22 protein-coding genes and 1 pseudogene are annotated in these 25,509 nt (G+C 64.0%); 13 read left to right on the top strand and 10 right to left on the bottom strand.

Annotation, left to right across the window (positions count from 1 at the left end; all coding sequences use genetic code 11):
- Window positions 1-46 precede the first annotated feature (46 nt).
- Window positions 47-517 carry a VOC family protein gene (locus EN824_RS32230; protein ID WP_127278651.1) on the bottom strand — a complete coding sequence of 157 codons (471 nt, stop codon included), beginning with the start codon at window positions 515-517 and terminating at the stop codon, window positions 47-49.
- Window positions 518-785: 268 nt separating this feature from the next.
- Between EN824_RS32230 and ilvD the strand changes: the two genes are divergently transcribed.
- Window positions 786-2,630, top strand: a complete 1,845-nt coding sequence (gene ilvD / locus EN824_RS32225; RefSeq protein WP_127278650.1) for a dihydroxy-acid dehydratase — start codon at window positions 786-788, stop codon at window positions 2,628-2,630.
- A 159-nt stretch (window positions 2,631-2,789) separates the two neighbouring features.
- On the opposite strand, the gene EN824_RS32220 is transcribed toward ilvD, so the two are convergent.
- A complete protein-coding gene (locus tag EN824_RS32220; RefSeq protein ID WP_127278649.1) occupies window positions 2,790-4,544 on the bottom strand; it encodes an ABC transporter ATP-binding protein in 1,755 nt (584 codons plus the stop codon).
- 152 nt (window positions 4,545-4,696) lie between these two features.
- Here EN824_RS32220 and EN824_RS32215 point away from each other — a divergent pair, with 152 nt between their 5' ends.
- Window positions 4,697-5,977, top strand: a complete 1,281-nt coding sequence (locus EN824_RS32215; RefSeq protein WP_127278648.1) for an amidohydrolase family protein — start codon at window positions 4,697-4,699, stop codon at window positions 5,975-5,977.
- Between the two features lie 107 nt (window positions 5,978-6,084).
- The gene (locus tag EN824_RS32210; protein ID WP_127873578.1) at window positions 6,085-7,008 is read left to right on the top strand and encodes a DMT family transporter; all 924 of its coding nucleotides are present in this window, start codon (window positions 6,085-6,087) and stop codon (window positions 7,006-7,008) included.
- Window positions 7,009-7,025: 17 nt separating this feature from the next.
- Here the strand turns inward: EN824_RS32210 and EN824_RS32205 are convergent, their stop codons facing one another.
- Window positions 7,026-7,928 (bottom strand): phosphotransferase family protein, encoded by a 903-nt coding sequence (locus EN824_RS32205; protein ID WP_127873577.1) that lies wholly within the window; start codon window positions 7,926-7,928, stop codon window positions 7,026-7,028.
- Window positions 7,929-8,023: 95 nt separating this feature from the next.
- Between EN824_RS32205 and EN824_RS32200 the strand changes: the two genes are divergently transcribed.
- Complete coding sequence (locus EN824_RS32200; protein ID WP_127278645.1) at window positions 8,024-8,656, top strand: class I SAM-dependent methyltransferase; 633 nt, start codon at window positions 8,024-8,026, stop codon at window positions 8,654-8,656.
- On the opposite strand, the gene EN824_RS32195 is transcribed toward EN824_RS32200, so the two are convergent.
- Window positions 8,653-11,094 (bottom strand): FAD-dependent oxidoreductase, encoded by a 2,442-nt coding sequence (locus EN824_RS32195; RefSeq protein ID WP_135933096.1) that lies wholly within the window; start codon window positions 11,092-11,094, stop codon window positions 8,653-8,655. The genes EN824_RS32200 and EN824_RS32195 overlap by 4 nt on opposite strands.
- A complete protein-coding gene (locus EN824_RS32190) occupies window positions 11,091-11,978 on the bottom strand; it encodes a phosphotransferase family protein (RefSeq protein ID WP_135933095.1) in 888 nt (295 codons plus the stop codon). Before EN824_RS32190 ends, EN824_RS32195 begins: the two co-directional genes overlap by 4 nt.
- Window positions 11,979-12,399: 421 nt before the next feature.
- Between EN824_RS32190 and EN824_RS32185 the strand changes: the two genes are divergently transcribed.
- Complete coding sequence (locus EN824_RS32185; RefSeq protein WP_127280250.1) at window positions 12,400-13,176, top strand: DeoR/GlpR family DNA-binding transcription regulator; 777 nt, start codon at window positions 12,400-12,402, stop codon at window positions 13,174-13,176.
- Here EN824_RS32185 and EN824_RS32180 read toward each other — a convergent pair.
- The 4 genes from EN824_RS32180 to EN824_RS32165 all read right to left on the bottom strand — a co-directional run bounded on the left by EN824_RS32180 (window position 13,173) and on the right by EN824_RS32165 (window position 16,627).
- On the bottom strand, window positions 13,173-14,072 hold the full coding sequence (locus tag EN824_RS32180; RefSeq protein WP_127280251.1) for an NAD(P)/FAD-dependent oxidoreductase: 900 nt from the start codon (window positions 14,070-14,072) through the stop codon (window positions 13,173-13,175). The two genes, EN824_RS32185 and EN824_RS32180, sit on opposite strands and share 4 nt — an antisense overlap.
- On the bottom strand, window positions 14,062-14,511 hold the full coding sequence (locus tag EN824_RS32175) for an Rrf2 family transcriptional regulator (protein ID WP_127873574.1): 450 nt from the start codon (window positions 14,509-14,511) through the stop codon (window positions 14,062-14,064). Before EN824_RS32175 ends, EN824_RS32180 begins: the two co-directional genes overlap by 11 nt.
- A 69-nt stretch (window positions 14,512-14,580) precedes the next feature.
- A complete protein-coding gene (locus EN824_RS32170) occupies window positions 14,581-15,942 on the bottom strand; it encodes a HAMP domain-containing sensor histidine kinase (RefSeq protein WP_135933094.1) in 1,362 nt (453 codons plus the stop codon).
- Between the two features lie 10 nt (window positions 15,943-15,952).
- Entirely contained in the window at window positions 15,953-16,627 is a 675-nt protein-coding gene (locus EN824_RS32165; RefSeq protein ID WP_127280137.1) for a response regulator transcription factor, read from the bottom strand.
- A 302-nt stretch (window positions 16,628-16,929) separates the two neighbouring features.
- Between EN824_RS32165 and EN824_RS32160 the strand changes: the two genes are divergently transcribed.
- From EN824_RS32160 to EN824_RS32120, 8 genes are all read left to right on the top strand, one after another.
- Window positions 16,930-17,529 carry a phospholipid methyltransferase gene (locus tag EN824_RS32160; RefSeq protein ID WP_127280136.1) on the top strand — a complete coding sequence of 200 codons (600 nt, stop codon included), beginning with the start codon at window positions 16,930-16,932 and terminating at the stop codon, window positions 17,527-17,529.
- Entirely contained in the window at window positions 17,526-18,143 is a 618-nt protein-coding gene (locus EN824_RS32155; protein ID WP_127280135.1) for a DedA family protein, read from the top strand. The genes EN824_RS32160 and EN824_RS32155 overlap by 4 nt, the downstream gene beginning before the upstream one ends.
- 73 nt (window positions 18,144-18,216) lie before the next feature.
- Window positions 18,217-19,128 carry a LysR substrate-binding domain-containing protein gene (locus tag EN824_RS32150; RefSeq protein ID WP_127280134.1) on the top strand — a complete coding sequence of 304 codons (912 nt, stop codon included), beginning with the start codon at window positions 18,217-18,219 and terminating at the stop codon, window positions 19,126-19,128.
- A gap of 211 nt (window positions 19,129-19,339) precedes the next feature.
- The gene (locus EN824_RS32145; RefSeq protein WP_135862241.1) at window positions 19,340-20,494 is read left to right on the top strand and encodes an ABC transporter substrate-binding protein; all 1,155 of its coding nucleotides are present in this window, start codon (window positions 19,340-19,342) and stop codon (window positions 20,492-20,494) included.
- Between the two features lie 200 nt (window positions 20,495-20,694).
- A complete protein-coding gene (locus tag EN824_RS32140; protein ID WP_127873568.1) occupies window positions 20,695-21,693 on the top strand; it encodes an ABC transporter ATP-binding protein in 999 nt (332 codons plus the stop codon).
- Window positions 21,694-21,943: 250 nt separating this feature from the next.
- The gene (locus tag EN824_RS32130) at window positions 21,944-22,909 is read left to right on the top strand and encodes an ABC transporter permease (RefSeq protein WP_127279627.1); all 966 of its coding nucleotides are present in this window, start codon (window positions 21,944-21,946) and stop codon (window positions 22,907-22,909) included.
- Window positions 22,899-23,714 (top strand): ABC transporter permease, encoded by an 816-nt coding sequence (locus EN824_RS32125; RefSeq protein WP_127279628.1) that lies wholly within the window; start codon window positions 22,899-22,901, stop codon window positions 23,712-23,714. Before EN824_RS32130 ends, EN824_RS32125 begins: the two co-directional genes overlap by 11 nt.
- Before the next feature lie 98 nt (window positions 23,715-23,812).
- Window positions 23,813-25,240, top strand: coding sequence for a gamma-aminobutyraldehyde dehydrogenase (locus EN824_RS32120; protein ID WP_135933093.1), 1,428 nt, complete (start codon window positions 23,813-23,815; stop codon window positions 25,238-25,240).
- Window positions 25,241-25,401: 161 nt separating this feature from the next.
- Here the strand turns inward: EN824_RS32120 and EN824_RS36330 are convergent.
- Window positions 25,402-25,509 (bottom strand): annotated as a pseudogene (locus EN824_RS36330) (IS110 family transposase); the annotation flags it as partial.

The raw sequence follows: 25,509 nt of genomic DNA, 5'->3' as shown, positions 1-25,509 counted from the left end.
GGGAGAAGGTGCCCGAAGGGCGGATGAGGGGCAGCGCCGGCGTTGACTATTCTTTCGCCGCCGCCTCCAATTTGTCGATCTCGATCTTGCCCATCTGCATCATCGCCGACATCACCCGGCCGGCCTTGGCCCTGTCCGGGTCCTGAAGCAGCCTCGGCAGTTGCTCCGGCACGACCTGCCAGGAGACACCGAACTTGTCTTTCAGCCAGCTGCATTGCGACGGTTCGCCACCGCCTTCGATGAGCCTGTCCCAGAAATAATCGACCTCTTCCTGCGTCTTGCAGTCGATCGACTGCGACATTGCCTCGTTGAACTTGAATTGCGGTCCGCCGTTGAGCGCCTGGAACTGCACGCCGTCGAGTTCGAACGTGGTCACCAGCGCCTTGCCTTCATTTGCATGACCCTCTGGCCAGCGCATCACGCTCAGCACCTTCGAGTTCTTGAAAATGGAGACGTAGAAATTCATCGCCTCTTCGGCCTGGTCGTCGAACCACAGGCAGGTGGTGATCTTTTGCATGTCGCGCTCCTCGGTTGCTTCTTGCTGCTACGGTGAAACGGCTGGCTCCGGGAATGGTGCCATTCCCTTGCCGTTGAACCAAGGACGGGCGTCCGGCGCGCGATCCGACAGGGCATGCAATTTTTTTGCAGACGCCGATTTTCGGTAAGACTCTGGCGCATTGCAAAAATGTGGCCAGACCATACTTGCCGGTCTATAAACCCTGCGATCAAAATTCAGCGCCGCCACGCTCCTCACCGAGCGCAGCCAAGCCAGCCAAGGAAAATTCATGCCCGCCTATCGTTCCCGCACCACCACCCATGGCCGCAACATGGCCGGCGCCCGCGGCCTGTGGCGCGCCACCGGCATGAAGGACAGTGATTTCGGCAAGCCGATCATCGCGGTAGTCAATTCCTTCACCCAATTCGTGCCTGGCCATGTCCATCTGAAGGACCTTGGCCAGCTCGTCGCGCGCGAGATCGAGAAGGCCGGCGGCGTCGCCAAGGAATTCAACACCATCGCCGTCGATGACGGCATCGCCATGGGCCATGACGGCATGCTCTATTCGCTGCCATCGCGCGAGTTGATCGCCGATTCCGTCGAATACATGGTCAACGCGCATTGCGCCGACGCCATGGTCTGCATCTCCAACTGCGACAAGATCACCCCCGGCATGCTGATGGCCTCGCTGCGCCTCAACATCCCGACCGTCTTCGTCTCCGGCGGACCGATGGAAGCCGGCAAGGTCGTGCTGGCCGGCAAGACCCAGGCGCTCGACCTTGTCGACGCCATGGTCGCGGCCGCCGACGACAAGATCTCCGACGAGGACGTCAAGGTCATCGAGCGCTCGGCCTGCCCGACCTGCGGGTCCTGCTCGGGCATGTTCACAGCCAATTCGATGAATTGTTTGACCGAGGCGCTGGGGCTTTCGCTGCCCGGCAACGGCTCGACACTGGCCACGCATGCCGACCGCAAGCGGCTGTTCGTCGAGGCCGGCCATCTCGTCGTCGATCTCGCCCAGCGCTATTACGAACAGGATGACGAGAGCGCATTGCCGCGCAGCATCGCTTCCAAGGGCGCCTTCGAGAACGCCATGACGCTCGACATCGCCATGGGCGGCTCGACCAACACCGTGCTGCATATCCTGGCCGCCGCGCATGAGGGCGAGGTCGACTTCACCATGGAAGACATCGACCGGCTGTCGCGGCGGGTGCCGGTGCTGTGCAAGGTGGCGCCGGCCAAGTCCGACGTGCACATGGAAGACGTCCACCGCGCCGGCGGCATCATGGCCATCCTCGGCCAACTCGACGAGGCCGGACTGATCAACCGCGACCTGCCGACGGTGCACACCGCCAGCCTCGGCGAAGCGCTCGACCATTGGGATATTTCGCGCACCTCGAGCCAGAATGTGCGCGACTTCTTCCTCGCCGCTCCCGGCGGCGTGCCGACGCAGGTCGCCTTCAGCCAGGACCGCCGTTGGGACGAGCTCGACACGAACCGCGAGACCGGCGTCATCCGCTCGGCGAAGACGCCATTCTCCAAGGACGGCGGCCTTGCCGTACTGAAAGGCAATCTGGCGCTCGACGGCTGCATCGTGAAGACGGCCGGTGTCGACGAGTCGATCCTGAAATTCACCGGTCCGGCTCGCGTCTTCGAAAGCCAGGACGCCAGCGTCAAGGCGATCCTCGCCAATGAGATCAAGGCCGGCGATGTCGTCGTCATCCGCTATGAGGGCCCGCGCGGCGGCCCCGGCATGCAGGAGATGCTCTACCCGACCAGCTACCTGAAGTCGAAGGGCCTCGGCAAGGCCTGCGCGCTGGTCACCGACGGACGCTTCTCCGGCGGCACGTCGGGCCTGTCGATCGGCCATGCTTCGCCGGAAGCGGCGGAAGGCGGGCTGATCGGGCTGGTGCATGAGGGCGACACGATCGAGATCGACATCCCCAACCGTACCATCCGCTTGGCCGTCAGCGACGCCGAACTCGACGCGCGCCGCGCGGCGATGGAGGCCAAGGGCGCGAACGCCTGGAAGCCGGAGGAAAAGCGCAAGCGCAAGGTGACGACCGCGCTGCGCGCCTACGCCGCCTTCGCCACCAGCGCCGACAAGGGCGCGGTGAGGCACGTGCCGGAGTAAGGTTCGCGCCGGCCCCCTCATCCGGCCGCTTGCGCGGCCACCTTCTCCCCGTTGGGGAGAAGAGGCTGACGCCCGCGTTGACGACCTCTTCTCCCCTCGGGGAGAAGGTGGCCCGGAGGGCCGGATGAGGGGGTCTGGCACCTACATTCGAAGGCACCCTCACGGCATCAGCTGATATTCATAAAGCTTCTGGTAAAGCCCGCCCTGCTTGAGCAGGGCACGATGCGCCCCGCTTTCCACCACCTTGCCGGCTTCCAGCACCACGATCGTGTCGGCCTGGTGCACGGTGGACAGGCGGTGCGCGATGACGATCGTGGTGCGCCCTTCCGTCAGTTGTTGCAGCGCGTCGCGGAACAGCGCCTCCGACTCCGCGTCGAGCGCGCTGGTCGCTTCGTCCAGCAGCAGGATTTCGGCGTTGCGCAGCATGGCACGCGCGATGGAAATGCGCTGGCGCTGGCCGCCTGACAAAAGGCCGCCATTCTCGCCGACATCGGTTTCGTAGCCTTTCGGCTGCGCGACGATGAAGTCATGCGCGTTGGCCGCCTTGGCCGCGGCGATCACCTCGTCGTCGGTGGCGCCCTCGCGCCCAAGACGGATGTTATGCATGATCGTGCCGGCAAACAGGAACGTGTCCTGGCTGACATAGGCGATCTTTTCCCTGAGCGAGGCCAGCGTGGCATGGGAAATATCCTGGCCATCGAGCAGCACCCTGCCGCTCTTGGGGTCATACATGCGCATGATCAGGTTGAGGATCGTCGACTTGCCGCCGCCGGAAGGCCCGACCAGCGCCGTCATCTTGCCGGCCTCAAGGGTCAGGTCGAACCCTTCCAGCACCGGCGGGCCGTTCTGATAGGCGAAGCTGACGGCGTCGAACCGTATCTCGCCGGGCCCGGCCTGAAGCGGCTTGGCATCCGGCTTCTCGGCCAATGTCAGCGGCTCGTCGGCCAACTGGAACATCATGCGCACGCCGACAATGCCGCTCTCCAACGAGATACGGACGCGTGCGAGGCGTTTAGCCGGCTCGTAGGCAAGCAGCAGCGCGGCGATGAAGGCCATGATGTTGCCAGGCATCTGGCCGCCCTGCAGAACCAGCAAGCCGCTGATCATGACCGCGCCGGCGATCGCCAGCCCAGCCAGCGTTTCCATCACCGGATTGGTAACCGCTTCCAGCGCGGCGATGTTGTTGGCCCGGTCCTCGACATCGGACACCGCCCTGTACATGCGCTTGCGCATCAGGCCTTCGAGGTTGAAGGACTTGACCACGCGCACTCCGATCGCGGTTTCCTGCATCACCTGGACGATCTGGCCGACCGAGCGGAACTCCATAGCAGCGAACTTGCGGACGCGTTTCAGGATGCGGTTGACGCCATAGATGGCCAGCGGACCGACGACGAAGCAGATCAGCGATAGCGCCGGCTGCTGCCAGACCATGACTCCAATCAAGGCGGCCAGCGTCACCAGATCGCGCACATAGGAGGTGACGATGAGGTCGAGCACGTTGCGCGCCGCCTGGGCATTGTTGGTCATGCGGGTGATCAGGTCGGATGACGAGGTCGAATGGTAGAACTCGATGCCTTGCGCCAGGATGCGGTCATAAATCTTGCGCTGCCGTTCGGCGATGATGGCGTTACCGACCCGGCTCATGAAGTAGGCCTGGACGAAGTTGGCGATGCCCTTGACGATGAAGATCGCGGCGACCGCCACGGCAATCATGTTGACGCGGTCGATCCTTTTGTCGATCACGAATTCATTGGTGATTTCGCGCAGGATCCAGGCGCTGGCGGCCGTCATGCCGGCGACCACCAGCATCGACAGGATGGCGGCGGCGTAGCCGGCCCTGTGCTGCCGGAACGATTCCCTGAGCAGCCTTGCGACGAGGCGCTGGTTTTCCGTCGAGCGGAAGAAGCGAAACAACGGCTGATCCTTGATGCCGGGATGACGAAGGCGGCTTATAGAGGGAGTTGCCGCCGGAGGGAACCTTTCGCGACCATGGAAAGAAACCCGCTGCGGCAGGCTGTCTTTTGAGACACGATGCGACTGTGATTCTTCAAGCGGGATGATGAGAGATGGATTTCGACCTAATCGTTCGTGGCGGCACGCTTCCGGATGGCGGCATCGCCGACATCGGCATCAGCGGCGAGACGATCGCGGCGATCGAGCCGAAGCTCGAGGGTTCCGCGCGGACCGAGGTCGACGCCCGTGGCAATCTGGTGTCGCCGCCCTTCGTCGATCCGCATTTCCATATGGACGCCACGCTGTCCTACGGCATACCGCGCATCAACGCATCGGGCACGCTGCTTGAAGGCATCGCGCTGTGGGGCGAACTGAAGCCGCTTTTGACGCACGAAGCGGTGCGCGACCGCGCGCTCGCCTATTGCGACTGGGCGGTGTCGATGGGGCTGCTTGCCATCCGCACCCATGTCGATGTCTGCGATGACCGGCTACTGGCGGTCGAGGCGCTGCTGGAGGTCAAGAAGACCGTCGCCCCCTATATCGACCTGCAATTGGTGGCCTTCCCGCAGGACGGCTTCTATCGCTCGCCGACGGCGCGCCAAAACACCATTCGCGCGCTGGACATGGGCGTCGACATCGTCGGCGGCATTCCGCATTTCGAGCGCACCATGGCCGACGGCACGTGCTCGGTGACCGAACTGTGCGAAATCGCGGCAGAACGCGGCCTGATGGTCGACCTGCATTGCGACGAGACCGACGATCCCCTGTCGCGCCACATCGAGCAGCTGGCCTATGAAACGCAGCGGCTCGGCCTGCAGGGCAGGGTCGCCGGCTCGCATCTCACTTCGATGCATTCGATGGACAATTACTATGTCTCGAAGCTTCTGCCGCTGATCGCCGAGGCCGGCGTTTCCGCGATCCCCAATCCCTTGATCAACATCATGCTGCAGGGCCGCCATGACACCTTTCCCAAGCGGCGTGGCATGACGCGGGTCAAGGAAATGCTGGCGCTCGGCATCCGTGTCGGCTGGGGTCAGGATTGCGTGCTCGATCCCTGGTATTCGCTCGGCACCGCCGACATGCTCGACGTCGCCTTCATGGGCCTGCATGTCGCCCAGATGTCGAGCCCCGCCGACATGGCGCGCTGCTTCGACATGGTCACCAACGTCAACGCCGCGATCATGGGCCTCGATTATCTAGGGCTGGAGGTCGGCAAGCGCGCCAGCCTGGTGATCCTCGATGCCGGCAATCCGATCGAGGCCCTGCGCCTGCGCGCCGAGCGCATCTGCGTCATCGCCAAGGGTAAGGTGGTGGCGGAAAGGACAAGGCAGGATACCAGGCTGTCCATTCCCGGCAGGCCGGGTCAGGTGAACCGCAGACATATATCCACCTAGATACAGCCGATTCCCGACGCTGGTCTTACTCATTTCCTGATTTCTCCTCGTCAAAGCCACCGCTTCCGTCTACGACGCGGCCAGGCGAGGGAGGAATCGGGGTCGGCATGACGCAACCCGTGGCGCGGAATTCCCCAATCAGGAATGTTCTTCTGGCCGGCATCCTGCTGATGCTGGCCGGCGACTTCCTGTTTGCGCTGAACGACGCAATGGGCAAGTGGCTGGTCGCCAGCTTTTCCGTCGGCCAGGTGGTGCTGATCCGTTCGATCGGCGCCTTTATCGTGCTCGGCCCGATGATCGCCAACCAGGGCGCCGGCAGACTGTTCCAGATGGAGCGGCCCGGGCTGCAGATCCTGCGCGTGGTTGCGACTACGCTCGACACCGCTTTGTTCTACGCCGCCGTCGTCTATCTGCCGCTTGCCGATGTGATGAGCTTCTACATGGCCGGGCCGATCTATGTGGCGGCGCTGTCACATTTCCTGCTTGGCGAAAAGGTCGGCTGGCGCCGCTGGGTGGCGATCCTGCTCGGCTTCTGCGGCGTGGTGATCATGCTGAAACCGTCCTCCGCCGCGTTTTCGTTGTCGTCGAGTTTCGCGCTTGTCGGCAGCCTCGCCTTCGCCTTCGCCATCATCCTCAACCGGCGCCTGCGCGGCACGAGCGACACCAATCTGGTGACATGGCAGACGATCGGCACGCTGGCGGTTGGCGGCGTGCTGACCATCGGCGCCTGGAAGACGCCGTCGCCGCTCGATCTCGGCGCCATGCTGCTGCTCGGCATCGTCTCCTGCGGTGCGCATCTGATGATCACCCGGGCGCTGAAACTGGCGCCGGCCTCGACGCTGGCGCCGCTGCACTACACGCTGCTCCTGTGGGCGGTGGTGTTCGGGCTGGCATTCTTCGGCGACGTGCCCAGCCCGCGCATCCTGATCGGCTCGGGCATCATCGTTCTCGCCGGCCTGTTCATCTTCCACCGCCAGAAGGTGGTCGATACCACGGTGCCGCCGGAGAACGTGCCGAAGGGTGTCAATTAAGGCCGGATTTCGGGTGACTAGCCCTGGCGTATCGCAGCAAGGTGCCTGGAAAACTCTGGTGTCTCCATCAGCGCCTTGCAGCGCGCGAAGCGGCCGTCGGCATAGGCGTGGAAATCGTCCACCGGATTGTTGTTGGCGAGCTGGATCAGCCCCCACAGCGTCCATAACAGGTCGCACATCGCCTTGTAGATGGCGACGCGGCCGCGCTCCGCCGGCTTCGCCTCGCCGCCGAAATAGGCGCGCATCAACTCCTCGTCCTGGGCGGCGTCGAACCTGCCTTCCACGCTGAGATCGCCGAGGTCCCAGAGCGGATCGTTCATCCCGGAATATTCCCAGTCGACGATCCACATCCGCTCGCCCGTATCGAGGAAGTTTTCGCACAGCGGGTCGCAATGGCAGGCGACGAGAGGCAAGGGGCGGACGGCCAAGGCCTCGCGCACGCCGCCGGCCTCGCGCACCACGTCGTGATAGCCGGCGGGCAGGGCGACATCCCTGGTCGACAGCACCTTGAGATAGTCGTCGATCATCGAAAACAGCTCGAAGCGGAAGGGGAAGACCGCGCCGGACGCATGCAGCTTGCGGAAGGCCTCGGCCGCCCGGGCCGGACTGCCCTGCCGGTCCCTGAATTTCTCCGGCGACATCGTCTCGGCACCGGCGATGTAGCGCGTCACCATCAGGCCGGTGGCGGCGTCGGCATGCAGCACCTCCGGGCTGACGCCGGCCTTTGCCGCCTCGCGCGCGGCCACCGCTTCGTTGGCGCGGTTGATGTATTCCTCGGTGCCTTTGCCTGGAATGCGCAGGCAGTAATCGCCGGCCTTGAAGACGAGATTGGTCAGGCCGCCGAGCCGTTCCAGCGGCCCGGTGTAGCCGGCCAGCACCGGAATGGCGGCAAGTCTTGCTCGCGCCTCGTCTGTCTCCATGCCTGCGTCCCCACGCGTTATTTCTTCGCTGCAACGGTTCCACAATTTTCGCCGTTTGGCTATCATTCCGGCAAGACGAAGGAGGTGGTGGACACGTGGCGGACAGCAAACATCATGGCGCGCTCGGCGAAGTCTACGCGGCCAAGCGCCCGGAAGAGGTGGCGGCACTCTATGATCGCTGGTCGCAGACCTACGACGCCGACATGTCGGCGGCCGGTTACCGCCACCCGACGATCTGCCTTGCCTTGCTCGCCCGTCATCTGCCGCGCGGGTCAGCCCCGCTGCTCGACGCCGGGGCAGGGACCGGGCTGATCGGCGAATGGCTCGATATTGCCGGCTATCCCCAGGTCGAGGCGCTGGATATCTCGCAAGGCATGCTGGATCAGGCCGCGCGCAAGGGTGTCTATTCGGCGCTGCATTGCCTGGCGCTCGGCGGCGCCTTGCCTTTTGCCGACGACGCCTATGCCGGCATCATCTCGGCCGGCGTCTTCACCTCGGGTCATGTCGGCGCCGAGGGCTTGGACGAATTGATCCGCATCTGCCGGCCGGGCGGGGTGATCGTGCTGACGGTCAAGAACACGCTATGGGATCAGGGCTTTGCCGCGCGCATCGCCGAACTCGAAGCGCAAGGCCTCGTCACCCGCGCCGAGGAAACTCGCCCTTACGTCTCCATGCCTGGCGAGGCCGATACCGTGCCCAGTCGTGGCCTCGCCTTGCGCGTAAGCTAAGCCTTCACGCGCTCCATTGCCGGGTCGTATAGTGGCTCGAGATGGATATTCGCCGGCGTCCGCTGCATCGCGACCACCAGTTCATAGCTGCCCGAGGCGAGGAAATCATCGCTCACCCCGTCGGCGCTGCGCACATAGCCATAGCCGATATTCTTGCCCACCGTGTAGCCATGGCCGCCGCTGGTCAGATAGCCGACTGGCTCGCCGTCGCGCAGAATGGTTTCGCGGCCGAGCAGCACGATCTCCGGATCGTCGACCGTGAAGCCGGCAAAGCGCTTCTTCAGGGACGCGCCGCCAACCTTCTCGAGTGCACGCCGTCCGACGAAGTCGGTGTTCTTCCTGAGCTTGACCGCCCAGCCGAGCCCGGCCTCCAGCGGTGTGTCGTTGGGCGTGATGTCGGAGCCCCAGGCGCGATAGCCCTTTTCCAGCCGCAGCGATTCCAGCGCGCGGTAGCCGACCGGCCGGATGTCGTGCTCTTTGCCGGCCGCCATCAGCGCGTCGAAGACTTCGCCGGTGGCGGCGATCGGCACGTGCAGCTCCCAGCCCAGTTCGCCGACATAGGTGACGCGCAGCGCCCGCACCGTGTGACCGGCGATGACGATCTCCCTGATATGGCCGAACGGGAAGCTGGCATTCGACACATCGCTCCCGGTCACCGCCGAAAGCACGTCGCGGGCACGCGGCCCCATCAGCGACAGCGTGCCGAAATCCTCGGTGACGTCGGTCAGCCTGGCATCGAGGCCCTCGCCAATATGATCGCTGATCCACGAGGCGTCATGAGTGCGGAAACCGGTGCCGGTGACGATGTAGAATTTCTCCTCGGCAAGCCGCGACACGGTCAGGTCGGCCTCGATGCCGCCGCGCGTGTTGAGAAGTTGCGTGTAGGTCAGCCGGCCGACCGGCTTGCTGACGTCGTTGGCGCAGATCCAGTCCAGCGCCTTCGCCGCGTCGGGGCCGCTCAGCTCGTACTTGGCGAAGGACGACTGGTCGAAGATGCCGACATGTTCGCGCACATGCCGGTGCTCGTCGCCGACGGCAGCAAACCAGTTCTGCCGGCCCATCGAATAGACGTCCTTTGGCTCGACGCTCTCCGGCGCGAACCAGTTTGGCCGCTCCCAGCCGAGCTTCGAGCCGAACACGGCGCGCTGCCGTTTCAACCGCTCATACAGCGGCGAGACGATGCGCGGCCGGCCGCTGGCATACTCCTCGTGCGGAAAGCCGATCGTGTAATGCTTGCCATAGGCTTCCAGCGTGCGCTCGCACACCCAGTGCCGGTCGCGGTGCAGGTTGGAAAAGCGCCTGATGTCGACCACCCACAGGTCGAGCGGCGCCTCGCCGTCGACCACCCATTGCGCCAGCACCCAGCCGGCGCCGCCGCCCGAGGCGATGCCGAAGGCGTTGAAGCCGGCGCCGACGAACATGTTGGCGCATTCGGGCGCTACGCCGAGGATGAAATTGCCGTCCGGCGTGAAGCTTTCCGGCCCGTTGATCATCTGCTTGACGCCAACGGTTTCCAGCGCCGGCACCCGCGCGATCGCCTGAATCATGTGCTGCTCGAAATGATCGTAGTCGTCGTCGAACAGCCGGAACTCCCAGTCATTGGGCACCTCCCCTGTCGTCCATGCCTGTGGGTTAGGCTCATAGCCGCCCATCACCAGGCCGCCGACCTCCTCCTTGAAATAGGTGCGCCGATCGGGGTCGCGCAGCGTCGGCGCGTCGGTTGCCAGCCCCGCGATCTTCTCGGTGACGATGTACTGGTGTTTCACCGGCTGCAGCGGCACGTTGATGCCGGCCATGGCCCCGACTTGCCGTGCCCATTGTCCGGCGCAGTTCACCACCTTGTCACAGGCAATGTCGCCCTGGTCGGTCTTCACCGCCGTGATGCGGTCGCCCTTCATCTCGAAGCCGGTGACGCGCACGTCCTCATAGAGCTTGGCGCCATGCATGCGCGCGCCCTTGGCCAGCGACTGCGTGATGTCGGAAGGGCTCGCCTGGCCGTCGGTCGGCAGCCAGGAAGCGCCGACCAGATCGCCGGTCTCCATCAGCGGCCACATCGCCTTGACCTCCGCCGGAGACAGCAAGTGCATGTCCATGCCGAAGCTTTTCGCCGTCGTCGCCAGCCTTCTGTACTCGGTCCAGCGGTCGGCATTGGTGGCGAGCCGCAGGCAGCCGGTCATCTTCCAGCCGGTGGCGAGCCCGGTCTCGGCCTCCAGTCCCTTGTAAAGGTCGACGGAGTATTTCAGCACTTGCGTGATCGAGGCCGAAGAGCGCAATTGCCCCACCAGCCCGGCGGCATGCCAGGTCGAGCCCGAGGTCAGCTTGCCCTGTTCGAGCAGCACCACGTCGACCTTGTGGTCGCGCGCAAGATGATAGGCCGTCGAACAGCCGATGATGCCGCCGCCAATGACGACGACCGCGGCCTGGCTAGGCAAGGTCATGATTTCAGGATCCCGTATTTTGTCCGGTAGTTTTCCAGCGCCGCGTCGAGCCGCACCAGGTTTTCCTCGGTGTAGGCGACGTAGTCGATGCCGGGCGCGTCGAGATAGAGCTCCGACACCATGCTCCACATCGCCTCGCGCAGCAGCGAGGCGCATTGCATGGCGGCGTGCGAGCGGCGGATCGCCTCGTCAGGCTCCTTCATGAAATAGGCGGTCAGGAAGGCGAAGGATTCCGCGTCGCTCATGCCGGCGTTCGAGGCGACGCCGGCAAGGTCGAACATCGCCGTGTTGAAGCCGGCATATTCGAAATCGATCAGCCACAGCCTGCTGCCGTCATCGAGAATGTTGGCAGGCAGAAGATCATTATGGCCAAAGACGATCGGCAGCAGTTTCTGGGCACGCTCCAGTTCGTCGGCCAGCGCCAGGAAGCGCGGCAGGTCACCGCGCTTTCGGCTGCCGCCCTCGTCAAGCGTGCGCGCATAGTCGCGGATGACGTGGAACACCCAGAACATGAAGCCGGCGCCGGAGATATGGTTGGGCATCTCCCGGTGAAAGCCGCGCATCAGCGCCGCGACGCGGCCGAGATTGGCGCGCACGTCCTCGGCCAGATAGGTTTTGGCGCCAAGAAACGCCGTCACCAGGATTCCGGGTTCGGCATAGTGGACCGCCGGCGCGAAGCCGGCGGCGTGAGCCGCTCGTGCGGTCATCACCTCGCGTTCGCGGAAGACATGGTGGAACGGATAGTCCTGGCCGAAGCGCACAACATGTTTGCCGGCCGTGTCGGTGACCACATAATTGGCATTGCTCAAGCCGCCGGGCAGCGGCGCGATCTCGATGGTGCCCGTCCAGCAGGGCAGGGCGCGGATGCGGTCTTCGGCAATCACGGAATCATCCCTGGTTTGCTGACCTGGTTTGCTGGGCTTCGACACGGCGCCACGGGCAGTGCGACCACGGCGGGGGGAAGTGCAAACAATCTCGTCGGTGCGGGACGCCAGGATTGGTATCCCGCACCGCACCGACGAGCCCCTTGGCCAGGTTTTTGAACCCGGCATCCGCCCCCGCGGATCTGAAAATTCCTTGCGCCAGGCACGTTACAGGCTGCCTGGTCAGTGAGTTGCGGCCCTGCCAATTACCCTCCCGCTGCAGCTCCGAACCCCTGTTTGAGGTTTGGATTTCACGCCAGGGTTGCCCCTCTGTCAATAAAAAGATGTGACTTTTTTTGGGTATTTTGCCCGAAAGCATGGGCAATTCCTTTAAAACCGTTAGGAATGCCCTAGAATCGGGCAATCTCCGGGGCGCGCATAGATGATCCACTCGAAACGGCATGGCGAAATCCTGCGGCTGCTGCAGGAAGAGGGAACCGTCACCATCGCCAGCCTGGCCGACCGGTTGGGCGTGTCGCTCGAAACCGTGCGCCGTGACGTCAAGCCGCTCACCAGCGACGGCTCGGTTCTGAAGATGCATGGCGCCATCGGCCTGCCGTCGATGATCGGCGAAGCGCCGTTCGAACGGCGCATGCGTGAGCATGCCGACGCCAAGCGCAGCATTGCCCGCGCGGTCGCGGCCACCATCCGTGACGGCGAATCGATCATGCTCGACACCGGCACCACGACGTCGTTCCTGGCACGCGAACTGCTCGGCCACCGGCGCCTCACGGTCGTCACCAACTCGTCCGATATCGCTCGCACGCTGGCCACCATCAACGGCAACAAGGTCTATATGGCCGGCGGCGAGTTGCGCAGCGATTCAGGCGCCGCGTTCGGGACGTCGGCCATCGAGTTCGTCAGCCGCTTCTCGGTCAGCCACGCCATTATCTCCACCGGCGCCGTGGATGCGCTGACGGGCGTCATGGACTATGATCTGGAAGAGGCGGAATTTGCCCGCATGGTGCTGTCGCGCGGCCAGCGCTCGCTCGTCATCACCGACCACACGAAATTCGGCCGCCAGGGCCTGGTTCAGGTCTGTGGCTTCGACGGCTTTTCCGAGCTCGCCACCGACCGCGCGCCGCCGCATGACATTGCCGCCGCCCTCGCACAGGCCGGCGCGCGGCTCAGCATCGCCCGCGGCGAAGCCGGAATTTAGCCGAACACCAAGGATTGATGGGCGCACACGCCCGCGAAAGTGCCACCCGACACGGCGAAGGCGATGTTATGCATCGCGCGTGCCGCGTCTCCGGCGGCATACACGCTGGGTATCGTCGTCTGCTGCCTGTCATCGACTGATATCATCGGGCCAAGCAGGCCGTCCTTGAAGTCGCAACCGAGCTGTTCTGCCAGCGGGCTCGCCATCGTGTTGCGGGGCGCGGTGAACATCGCCTTGACGCCCGCCTTTCGGCCGCCGTCGAGGTGGACAACCAATCCGCCGGCGCCGTCTTCCCCGAGTTCGCTGACCGGCGCGGGCTCAAAGCTGACATTCTTGCCCTCCAGGGCAAGCATCTCCTCGGCGTCGGGCTCGATCAGGCCGTTGCCGAACAGCGTGACGTCACCCCAGTCGGAAATCAGCTGGGCCTGATGTATGGACATCGGACCGGTCGCGAGCACGCCAAGCGGCCCGCCGGAAACCTCGTAGCCATGGCAATAGGGACAGTGCAGCACGGTCCTACCCCATTGTCCGGCGAGCCCGGGAACCTCCGGCAGGATGTCGCGAACGCCGGTGGCAAGCACCAGCCGGGCGGCGCCGAATGTGTCGCCGCCATCGACGGCGATTTCGAAATCGCTTGTGCTGTTGGCAATGGCTTTGTCCGCACGTGCGGTGACAAGCCTGGCCGTCGGATAGGCAAGCAATTGCCGCCTTGCATCGTCGAGGATCGCGCCGGGCGTTCGCCCGTCCTGGCCGAGGAAGCCGTGCGAATGCGTGGCGAAGCGGTTGCGTGGCTGGCCGGCGTCGATCACCAGCACGTTGCGCCGCGCCCGCGCCGCCTGGATGGCGGCGGACAGGCCGGCGAAGCTGCCGCCGACGACGGCAAGATCATACTGCATGGCTGGAGACTCCAATGAGGGCGTAACGGCGGCGGAAATCGGCGGTCAGGTCGGCCAGCGTGATGCGGCTGAGCTTCTCCGCCAGCAGCTTCTCGGCCGCGACGCGAAAATCGTCGAGAACGGCGATCACCGCTTGCTCGACCAGACAGCCTGGGCTTTCCGGCTCGGTGCTGAAGGGCAGCAGCGTCTCGCCAAGAGCCACGCTGATCTCGGCCAGTGAAATGTTTTCGGGCGCGCGCCCGAGCAGCCAGCCGCCGCCATGCCCGCGCGACGAGGTGACGATGCCGGCATCGCGCAAGCCGCCAATGGTCCGGCGCACCACCACCGGATTGGTGTGGATGAAGGTGGCAAGCTGCTCGGAGGTCAGCGCCTGTTCGGGCTTCTCCGCCATGTGGACGAGAATGTGCAGGGTGGAAGACAGGCGACTGTTGCGTTTCATGTAACTTAATTAGTTACGATTCTTCGCGATGTCAAACACGCGAAGGTCGCTTAATGATTTACGGCGACGCTATGCCGGCAAAGCGCGAAAATTCATCCTGAAGCAGGCGCCGCTCGGTTTGCCGTCAAGGATCTCGATGCGGCCGCCATGGAGATGCATGATTTCCTGCACGAGGTTGAGGCCGAGGCCGGCGCCGTGATCCTGCGGACGCAGCCGGTAGAAGGGCTCGAAAATGCGCTCCCGCTCGCCCGGCGGCACGCCGTCGCCTTCGTCCCGGACCTCGATGATGGCGGGCATTGTGACGCTGACGGTGATCTTGCCGGCGCGGCCGCCATGCTCGATGGCGTTCTGCACGATGTTGGTCACCGCGCGTTCGATCGCGGTGCGGTCGCCGGTGGCAAAAAGCGTGTCCCGTTCCGGCTCGAACGACATTTCGTAGCCGGCCGAGAACGCCATCGGCGCGAGGTCGACGATGACGCCGCGCGCGATCGCCACGAGGTCTACCTTTTCGAAGGCCGTTGTCTGCCGGTCGAGGCGCTGCAGGTCGAGCAGCTGGTCGGTCAGCGTCGAAAGCCGTGCCGCATCCTGCAGCAGCCTTGCCCGCTCCGGCGTCGCCGGCAGCGAGGCAAGGCGCGTGTTGAGGATGGCGACCGGTGTCCTGAGTTCATGGGCGGCGTCGGTCAGGAAGCGCTTGTGGCGTTCATAGCCCTTGTCCAGGCGCGCAAGGGCGGCGTTCACCGCCTTGACCAGCGGCGTCACTTCCTTTGGCACATCTTTCAGCGGCAGCTGCACGCCACGCTGGTCGATGTCGATGCGTTCGGCCTCTGCGGCCGCATGGCCAAGGCCTGACAGTGCGCCGCGCACCACCCATGGTGTCGCGACCAGCGTGGCCAACGCCATCAGCCCGGCGAGCGGCAATATGCCTTGCAGGAAGAATTGCGGCGCCTGGCCGAGCAGGCGCAGCAGCGAAAGCCCGCCCTTGGTGCCGCTGAAGATCTGGACATTGCCGGCCGCCGTATCGGTCCAGCGGATCTTTCCCTCCGGCGGCGCGGCTTGTCCGATTGCGTGGTCGATACGGGCGTCGCTGATAGTGTCCAGCAGTCCGACAAAGGGCTGGAAAATGGCCGGCACCCTGCCTTCTTCCAGTCGCTGCCCTTGCTTGTCGCGGATGATGAACCAGAGGTCCGGAACGTTCGAGCGCAGCTTTGCCATATCTGGCGTCTCGGTGATGACAAGCTTGCCGCCGGCATCGCGTGTCACTGCATCCGCCAGCACGTCCATTGTACCGTCCTCGTAGTCATGCGGGATAAGGCCGGTGGCCAGCATGGCGCCGAGAATGCCGACGATGATCAGCGTCAGCATCGCGCATTGCAGCAAGGCGATACGCAGCACCAGGCTCCATTTGAGCGAACGCGGGCGCTTGAGGCTCATAGCTCGGCGCTCATGTCGTTTCGCGCAGGAGATAGCCGACGCCGCGAATGCCATTGATCGTCACGCCGGCATCGGCATCGGCGAGTTTGCGGCGCAGGCGCGAGACGTGGGTGTCGAGCGCGTTGGACTGGATCTCGTCGTCGAGGCCGAACACCGCCTCCATCAGCGCCTCGCGCTGCACCATGCGGCCGGTCCGGCGCATCAGCGCCTCCAGCACCAGGAGTTCGCGCCGCGGCAGGCTGAGCGGTTCGGCACGGATCGACGCTTCGCGATGCCCGACGTCGAGCACCAGGTCGCCGGCGCGGATGAATTGCGACTGCATCGGTGCCGGACGCCTCAGCAGCGCGCGCAACCGGGCAAGCAATTCCTCGAAGGCGAATGGTTTTGCCAGATAGTCGTCCGCGCCCATGTCCAGCCCATCGACCTTGTCCGCTGTGTCGCCTCTCGCCGTCAGCATCAGCACTGGCGTGGTGTTCTTGGCCGAACGCAATCTGGGCACCAGCGACAGCCCGTCGCCATCCGGCAACTGGCGGTCGAGCAGGATCGCGTCGTAGCTGTCGGCGGCGACGAAGCCTTCGGCTTCGATGAGCGTGCCGGCATGATCGACCACCATGTCGTGGCGCTTCAGCGCGGCACGTAAGGCAGAGACCATTTCGGGCTCGTCCTCGACCAGCAAGATTCGCATCGACAGTTCTCCAGCAACGGCAACAGCTTCGGGCGCTACCGCGCCAACATTGCGCAAACATGGCAAAGCCGAACGGCCGGGGTCGACAGGCGCTTTCTTTGGCTCTCCGAGATTGCGCAATGTCTATGCAACCCAGTCGCGGCAAACAGCGCCGGTCGGCACGAATCGCCCATGCCGGCGTGAAGGCGTCGGGCCCGAATATGCAACAGGTCGGGCCCGACGTTGAAGCGAAATGACGCTGAAGCGAAATCAGGTGGCACACCAGACTGGTTGGCGTGCTGTTGTCTCGGATTGAGGTTACCATGCCCGCAAATGATGCTCTGTCTTTTCTCATGGCGTGGACCGTCGCGCCGTTCAGGGTCGGCTCCGTCACGCCGTCCAGCTCCAGCCTGGCGGCATTGATGACCCGTGACATCGGACCTGAGACAGGCCCCGTGCTGGAGCTCGGTCCAGGAACAGGTCCTTTCACACGGGCGCTGCTGTCGCGCGGGGTGAAGGAGGAAGATTTGATGCTGATAGAATCCGATCCGGATTTCGCCGCGCTGCTCATGCGTCGTTTTCCTGCCGCCCGGATTTTTGAAATGGATGCTGTCGGCCTGCGCCATCTGTCGCTCTTCCACCGGCCGGTGATTGGCGCTGCCGTCAGCGGCCTGCCTTTCCGGCTGATTTCGCGGCGCAAGACGCTCGCCATTCTCGAAGGTGTTTTCGCGAACCTTCGTCCCGGCGGAGCCCTCTATCAGTTCACGCTCGGACGGCGCTGTCCGTTCGACCAGTCGCTGCTCGACCGGCTCGATCTCGAGGTCACGCGGGTTGGTCATACGTTCCGCAATTTCCCGCCGGCGACGGTCTATCGCATCGCCAGAATCAAGGCAGCCGGAACCTATGACTGGCGCTTCGCATGACGGGACCATTGTCGGTCATTCTCGGCTTCGGCCTGTTCGGCGTCTTTTGCCTTGCCTTCACCGAGAAGATCCTGCCGATTCCGCCCTCGCATGTGTTGCTGCTGTTTCTCGGCATGACGGCCGCGCCTGACGGTGCGACGCTGGCGATCCTGTTGGCGGTGACGACTTCCGCCTCCTTCACCGGCTGTCTTGTCTGGTATGGGGTCGGCCGCCGGATCGGGTTCGACCGCGCCGACAGGCTGATCGGACGAGCCGGCAGATATGTCTTCCTGCGCCCCGAAACCTATCGCAAGCTTGGCCAGGCCTATCGCCGCAATCATGTCAGGGTATCCTTGCTGGCGCAGTTCATCCCGACCGTGCGCAATTACCTGCCGATCGCAGCTGGCGCGCTGTGTCTGCCTGCCTTGCCTTTCGCGGCCGCGACGCTGCTTGGCGCCACCATATGGAATGCGGGCTTTCTCCTGACCGGCTATCTCATGCACGGCAGCGGCCAGGATTCTTTCACGGTGGGCTTGCGCATCATCGTTATTGTCGTGGCGCTGGAGGCGGCCTTCATGCTTGCGTTGCGCTATGGCCCGACATGGCGACGCCGCATCAGGCTGATGCTCGGCTGAACGCGCCACCGGGTCATGGGATAAGCTCCGCGATCCGCTTTCCTTCGCTTGCCTGCCGGTGTTTAGTCCGGCCATGGCCTTCACCATCCGCCAGTTGCAGTTCTTCGTCGCCGTTGCCGAGCAAGGCACGGTGTCGCGCGCGGCGCAAAACCTCTCCATCTCGCAATCGTCGGTCACCGAAGCGATCAAGGAACTTGAAAGCGATCTCGGCGTCGAACTGTTCGAGCGCCATCCGCGCGGCCTCAATATCACCCACAAGGGCCACCAGTTCCTGCGTCACGCGACAAAGATCCTCGCCGACGTATCCGACGCCCGCCGCTCTTTTTCCGGCGAACAGGCCGTCGCCGGTGGCCGGCTGCAGCTCGGCGTCACCTCTCTGGTCGCCGGCTATGTGCTGTCGGATCTGCTTTCCCGCTACCGCCGCGCCTATCCCGGCGTCGAGGTGTCGGCCATAGAGGACAATGGCGACTACCTCGAACATTTGCTCATCGGCGGCAAGCTCGACATTGCCGTCATGGTCACCTCCAATTTGCGCGACCGCACTGCCCTGCAATCGGAAATCCTCGAAGTCTCGGCCTATCGGCTGTGGCTGCCGCTCGGCCATCCCTTGGCTGGCGCCGACATCATCGGCATCGGCGATATCGCCTCCGAACCGCTGATCATGCTCACCGTCGACGAGATCGAGGAGAACACCGGCAAGCTGCTGACGGCGATCGGCGCCAGGCCGCATGTCGCCTTCCGCACCCGTTCCGTGGAAGCCGTGCGCAGCCTCGTCGCCACCGGCGCCGGCGTGGCGCTGCTGCCCGATCTCGTCTACCGGCCCTGGTCGCTGGAAGGCGACCGCATCGAATCGCGCGACATTTCCGGTGCCTTGCCGGTGGTGCAGGTCGGCATGGTCTGGCGGCGCGGCTCCAGCCTGCCGCAGGCGGCGCGCGACTTCATCGGGCTTGCCCAGTCGCAACGGACGGTCCGCCAGCGGACCTGATCCGCGGCGATCTATCGGAAAAACCGATATCACCCTTCTGACAAATGAATTTGCGAAACCGGTATTTTCCAAGCACCTTCGGTTCAGCGACCAAAGCCGCCATCAGAGCGGCATCAGTCCATTGGACGAACTGGCACGTTTTTCAGTCCGCGCGTGATCTGGCGAAAACCGGAGCGGTTTCAGGGTCACGCGCCAAAATGGGAGATTGATGATGAATTCATTCCTGAAGTCATGCACTGCGCTGACGGTCGCGCTGACCTTCTCCGGTCAGGCCGTTGCCCAGGTCAAGGAACTGGGCAAGGGCGAAGGCCAGGTCAACATCGTTGCCTGGCCGGGCTATATCGAGCGCGGCGAGACCGACAAGGGCTATGACTGGGTCACCGCCTTCGAGAAGGAGAGTGGCTGCAAGGTCAACGTCAAGACCGCCAACACATCCGATGAGATGGTGTCGCTGATGAACGAGGGCGGCTTCGACCTCGTCACCGCTTCGGGCGATGCCTCGTTGCGCCTCGTCGCTGGCAAGCGCGTGCAGCCGATCAACACCGATCTCATCGCGAGCTGGAAGACGGTCGACGACCGGCTCAAGGACGCGCCCTGGTTCACCGTCGACAAAGTGCATTACGGCGTTCCCTACCAGTGGGGTCCGAACATCCTGATGTACAACACCGAGGTGTTCAAGGAAGCGCCGAAGAGCTGGAATGTCGTTTTCGAGGAAATGAAGCTGCCGGATGGCAAGTCCAACAAGGGCCGTGTCCAGGCCTATGACGGACCGATCCACATCGCCGATGCCGCCAACTACCTGATGTTCCACAAGCCGGAACTCGGCATCAAGGATCCCTACGAATTGAACGAGGACCAGTACAAGGCGGCGCTCGAATTGCTGCGCGTCCAGCGCACGCTGGTCGGCCGCTACTGGCATGACGCCGCCATCCAGGTCGATGACTTCCAGAACGAAGGCGTGGTTGCTTCGGGCTCGTGGCCTTACCAGGTCAACACGCTGGTTGCCGCCAAGAAGCCGGTTGCCTCGACCGTGCCGGAAGAAGGCGTCACGGGCTGGGCCGACACAACCATGATGGAAGCCGACGCGGCGCACCCGAACTGCGCCTATATGTGGCTAGAGCATTCGCTGGCGCCGAAGGTGCAGGGCGATGTCTCGGCCTGGTTCGGCTCGCTGCCGGTCGTGCCCGCCGCCTGCAAGGGCAACGAGTTGCTCGGCGAGGAAGGCTGCAAGACCAACGGCTACGACAATTTCGACAAGATCAAGTTCTGGAAGACGCCGGTCTCGAAATGCGTCACCCAGAACGATCAGTGCGTGCCTTACTATCGCTGGGTGTCGGATTATATCGGCGTCATCGGCGGACGGTGATTTTCGCCGCGCATCTATTGATAAGTTGACGCTGCCCCTCACCCTTACCCTCTCCCCGTGAAGAACGGGGAGAGGGTACCGTCAGCGTTGAAGCGCGTCCCTTCTCCCCGTCCCTATTACGGGGAGAAGGTGCCGGCAGGCGGATGAGGGGCAGCGCCAACGCCCGAGATTTTGACGAGCCTGACAGATCAGGACACCCAATGACCCCAGCCGTTTCCTTTCAAAAAGTCTCGCGCCATTTCGGCAGTGTTCGCGCTGTCGACGCGGTCGACCTCGACATTGCGCCCGGCGAATTCTTCGCCATGCTGGGGCCATCGGGTTCGGGCAAGACGACGTGCCTGCGTCTCATCGCCGGCTTCGAGCAGCCGACGGCGGGTTCCATCTCGATCTTCGGCGAGCGCGCCGAGGGCGTGCCGCCCTATCGCCGCAACGTCAACACAGTGTTCCAGGACTATGCGCTGTTCCCGCACCTCAATGTGCTCGACAACGTCGCCTACGGACTGATGGTCAAGCGCGTCGGCAAGGCCGAGCGGCACAAGGCGGCGGAAGAAGCCTTGTCACTGGTGCGGCTGCCCGGCTACGGCGCGCGCCGGCCCGGCCAGCTCTCCGGCGGCCAGCGCCAGCGTGTCGCGCTGGCGCGTGCGCTGGTCAACCAGCCCAAGGTGCTGCTGCTCGACGAGCCGCTCGGCGCGCTCGACCTCAAACTGCGCGAAAACATGCAGGAGGAGCTGAAATCACTGCAGAAGGCGCTCGGCATCACCTTCGTCTTCGTCACCCACGACCAGGGCGAGGCACTGTCGATGGCCGACCGCGTCGCCGTCTTCAATGACGGCAGGATTATGCAGATCGGCACGCCGGAAGACATCTATCAGCGCCCAAGCACGCGCTTCGTCGCCGATTTCGTCGGCTCGTCCAACGTGCTGCCGCCGGACTTCGTCCAGCGTTATTCCGGCCAGCACCGCTGGGGGAGTCTCAGGCCCGAATCCATTCGCGTCGGCCGCGCCGCGAGCGGCGAGGGCGTGGCCGCGCGTCTCGTCTCGACCAACTATCTCGGCGCCACCACCAGGCTGGCGCTCGATGCCGACGGGTTGAAGCTGCACGCCGTGGTGCCGGCGGGGACAGTGCTGCCTAGGGAAGGCGAGGCTGTTGTGCTCACCTTCAATCGCGAGCATCTGCATCTGATGGACGAGCCGGCATGATGAAGGTTTGCGCGATTAGAGTCTCCAGCGTGGCGCTCTACGGCGCCCCCCTCTGGCCTGCCGGCCATCTCCCCCACGAGGGGGGAGATTGGATGTCGCGACTGCTTTCGCCAATCAGCAACGTTGCGGGAATGAGCGAGGCGCTGAAGCTGCCAATCTCCCCCCTCGTGGGGGAGATGTCCGGCAGGACAGAGGGGGGCGTGAAGGATCGCTGCCTCTCCTATAAGCCCCACTGCCACAGGGTGGTCCCATGACCATCGCCGCCCTCAACGCCAATCCCGCCCCAGCCATCCTGCCCGGCAGCGGCGGCCTGCGCGGCGCGCTGTCGGACCTGTTCTGGCGCCGACCGCAGCTCCTGCTGCTGCTCATGCTGCTGCCGCCGGTTCTGTGGCTCGGCATCGTCTATATCGGCTCGCTGTTCGCGCTGTTGGCGCAGAGCTTCTTCTCCATCGACGAGTTCTCCGGCCTCATCAACCGGCAGTTCACGCTGAAGACCTATGGCGACCTGTTGCAGGCCGCCAATCTCGACATCATCCTGCGCACGGTGACGATGGCGGCACTGGTCACACTGGCCTCGGCTATCGTCGCCTTCCCCATAGCCTACTATGCCGCGCGTTACGCGCGCGGCCGCTGGAAAGCGCTGTTCTATCTCGGCGTCATGCTGCCGCTGTGGTCGAGCTATCTGGTCAAGATTTATGCCTGGAAGCTGATCCTGGCCAAGGAAGGCATTTTGACCTGGCTGCTCGCCAAGCTGCACCTGCTGTGGCTGCTCGATAGCTGGCTCTCGCTGCCCGTGGTCGGCGGCAATTCGCTGTCGGTGTCCTTTACCGGCACCTTCATCGTCTTCGTCTATGTCTGGCTGCCCTTCATGATCCTGCCGGTGCAGGCGGCCCTCGAGCGCGTGCCCGGCAATCTGGTCGAGGCCTCGTCCGATCTCGGCGCCTCGCCCGGCCAGACCTTCCGCAACGTGCTGTTCCCGCTGGCGCTGCCCGGCATCGTCGCCGGCTCGATCTTCACCTTCTCACTGACGCTGGGCGACTACATCATCCCGCAGATCATCGGCACCTCGCGCCTGTTCATCGGCCAGGCCGTCTATTCGCAGCAAGGTACCGCCGGCAACATCCCGCTCGCCGCCGCCTTCACCGTGGTGCCCATCGTCATCATGGGTTTCTACCTCTGGGGCGCCAAGCGCATGGGGGCCTTCGATGCGCTCTGACCGCAGCCAGTCGGCTCCCCTTGGCCTGAAGATCGCGGCCGCCTGCGGCCTGCTCTTCCTGCATCTGCCGATCCTCCTGATCTTCGTCTATGCCTTCACCACCGAGGAGAAGAGCTTCGTCTGGCCGCCGCCGGGCTTGACCACGCAATGGTTCGCCGTCACCTGGAACCGACCCGATGTCTGGCAAGCGCTGTCACTGTCGGTCCGCGTCGCCGCCATCTCGACCACGATTGCGCTGGTGCTCGGCACGCTGTGCGCCGCCGCCGTGTCGCGAACGAAATTCTTCGGCCGCGAAACCATCTCGCTGCTGGTCATCCTCCCGATCGCGCTGCCCGGCATCATCACCGGCATCGCGCTGCGCTCGGCCTTTGCGCTGGCCGACATTCCGTTCTCGTTCTGGACGATCGTGCTCGGCCACGCCACTTTCTGCGTGGTCGTGGTCTACAACAATGCGGTCGCCCGGTTCCGCCGCACCTCGGGTTCGATGATCGAAGCTTCGATGGATCTCGGCGCCGACGGCTTCCAGACCTTCAGGCATGTCGTGCTGCCCAACATCGCCACGGCACTGCTTGCCGGCGGTATGCTGGCCTTCGCGCTGTCCTTCGATGAGGTCATCGTCACCACCTTCACCGCCGGCCAGCAGCAGACCGTGCCGATCTGGATGCTGGAGGAACTGATCCGCCCGCGCCAGCGACCGGTCACCAATGTCGTGGCCATGGTCGTCGTGCTGGTGACGCTGCTGCCGATCCTTTTTGCCTACTACCTGACCCGCGACGGCGACCAGATCGCCGGAAGCGGGAAATGAAAAAAAGCGAATAGGGAGTAGCGAGTAGCAAAAATCGACAGCCAAACCCTGCTCGCTATTCGCTGCTCCTCATTCGCTCCTTCCAAGGGAGAAATCTGATGGACACCCAGATGCTGATCGGCTCGAAATTCGAAAAGGGCACCGAGACCGACGAGCCGATCCTCAATCCGAAGACCGGGGCGACCATTCTCAACCTGCCGGAAGCCAGCCAGGCACAGATCGAGGCCGCCGTGGCGGCCGCCGAACAAGCGTTCGTCTCGTGGTCGCGCACCACGCCGGCGCAACGCTCCGGCTACCTGCTCAAAATCGCCGACCGCATCGAGGCCGAGGCCAGGGAGTTCGCCACGCTCGAAGCGCTGAACTGCGGCAAGCCGATCAACGCCGTGCTCAATGACGAAATCCCGGCCATCGTCGACTGCTACCGCTTCTTCGCCGGCGCGGTGCGCTCCATGCCCGGCGTCGTCGCGGGCGAATATCTGCCGGGCCATACCTCGATGGTGCGGCGCGACGCGATCGGCATCGTCGCTTCGATCGCGCCGTGGAACTATCCGCTGATGATGATGGCCTGGAAGCTGGCGCCGGCGATTGCCGGCGGCAATACCGTGGTCTTCAAGCCGTCGGAACAGACACCGCTGACGACGTTGAAGCTGGCCAGGATTCTGGCCGACGTGCTTCCCGAGGGCGTCGTCAATGTCGTGCTTGGCCGGGGCGACAGCGTCGGCAACACGCTGATCAACCATCCCAAGGTCAATATGATCTCGATCACCGGCGACGTCGCCACCGGCAAGAAGGTGCTGCAGGCCGCGGCCAAATCGGTCAAGCGCACGCATCTGGAACTTGGCGGCAAGGCACCGGTCATCGTCTTCGACGACGCCGACCTTGGCGCCGTCGTCAACGGCCTGCGCGCCTTCGGCTACTACAATGCCGGCCAGGACTGCACAGCGGCCTGCCGCATCTATGCGGGCAAGAAAATCTACGACAAGCTTGTCGCCGATCTTTCTTCCGCCGTCTCGACCATCAAGTACAATCTATCAGACGACACCGAGAACGAGATCGGGCCGCTGATCTCGCGCCGCCAGCGCGACCGCGTATCGAGTTTCGTCGAGCGCGCTTCGGAACTGAAACACATCGAGATCACCACCGGCGGCAAGCCGGGCGAGGGCACCGGCTTCTACTACCAGCCGACGGTCGTTGCCGGGGCACTACAGGAAGACGAGATCGTGCGCCGGGAAGTGTTCGGCCCGGTCGTCTCGATCACTCGTTTCACGGATGTCGACGAGGCGGTGAACTGGGCCAACGACAGCGATTACGGCCTGGCCTCGTCGGTGTGGACGAAGGACGTCTCGCGCGCCATGGCGACAGCGGCACGCCTGCAATATGGCTGCACCTGGATCAACACCCACTTCATGCTGACCAACGAGATGCCGCATGGCGGCCTGAAACAGTCCGGCTACGGCAAGGACATGTCACTCTACGCGCTGGAGGACTACACCGCCGTGCGCCATGTGATGGTTGCGCATGGGTGAGGAGCGGTCCGCGCAGCGGACGAAAAGCCCCTAAATGGGCTTTTCGAGCGACGAACGCCCGGAGCCATAGCGAAGGGCCGGGCGGTCGCCACTTTCCCTTCTCCCCTTGTGGGAGAAGGTGGCTTGTCGCGAAGCGGCAAGACGGATGAGCAACTGTGTTTTCAGGCTTTGTCTGGATACCAGGGTTGGTTGTGTCGAAGCATGGCGCTGAGGATGGTCATAATCTTTCGGGCCACGGCGACGATGGCGACCTTTGGTTGCTTACCGTT

The organism is Mesorhizobium sp. M8A.F.Ca.ET.181.01.1.1 (assembly GCF_004792025.1).
Taxonomy (GTDB): domain Bacteria; phylum Pseudomonadota; class Alphaproteobacteria; order Rhizobiales; family Rhizobiaceae; genus Mesorhizobium.
The sequence above is the reverse complement of the archived record's forward strand: the minus strand, read 5'-3'. Positions and strand labels throughout refer to the sequence as shown.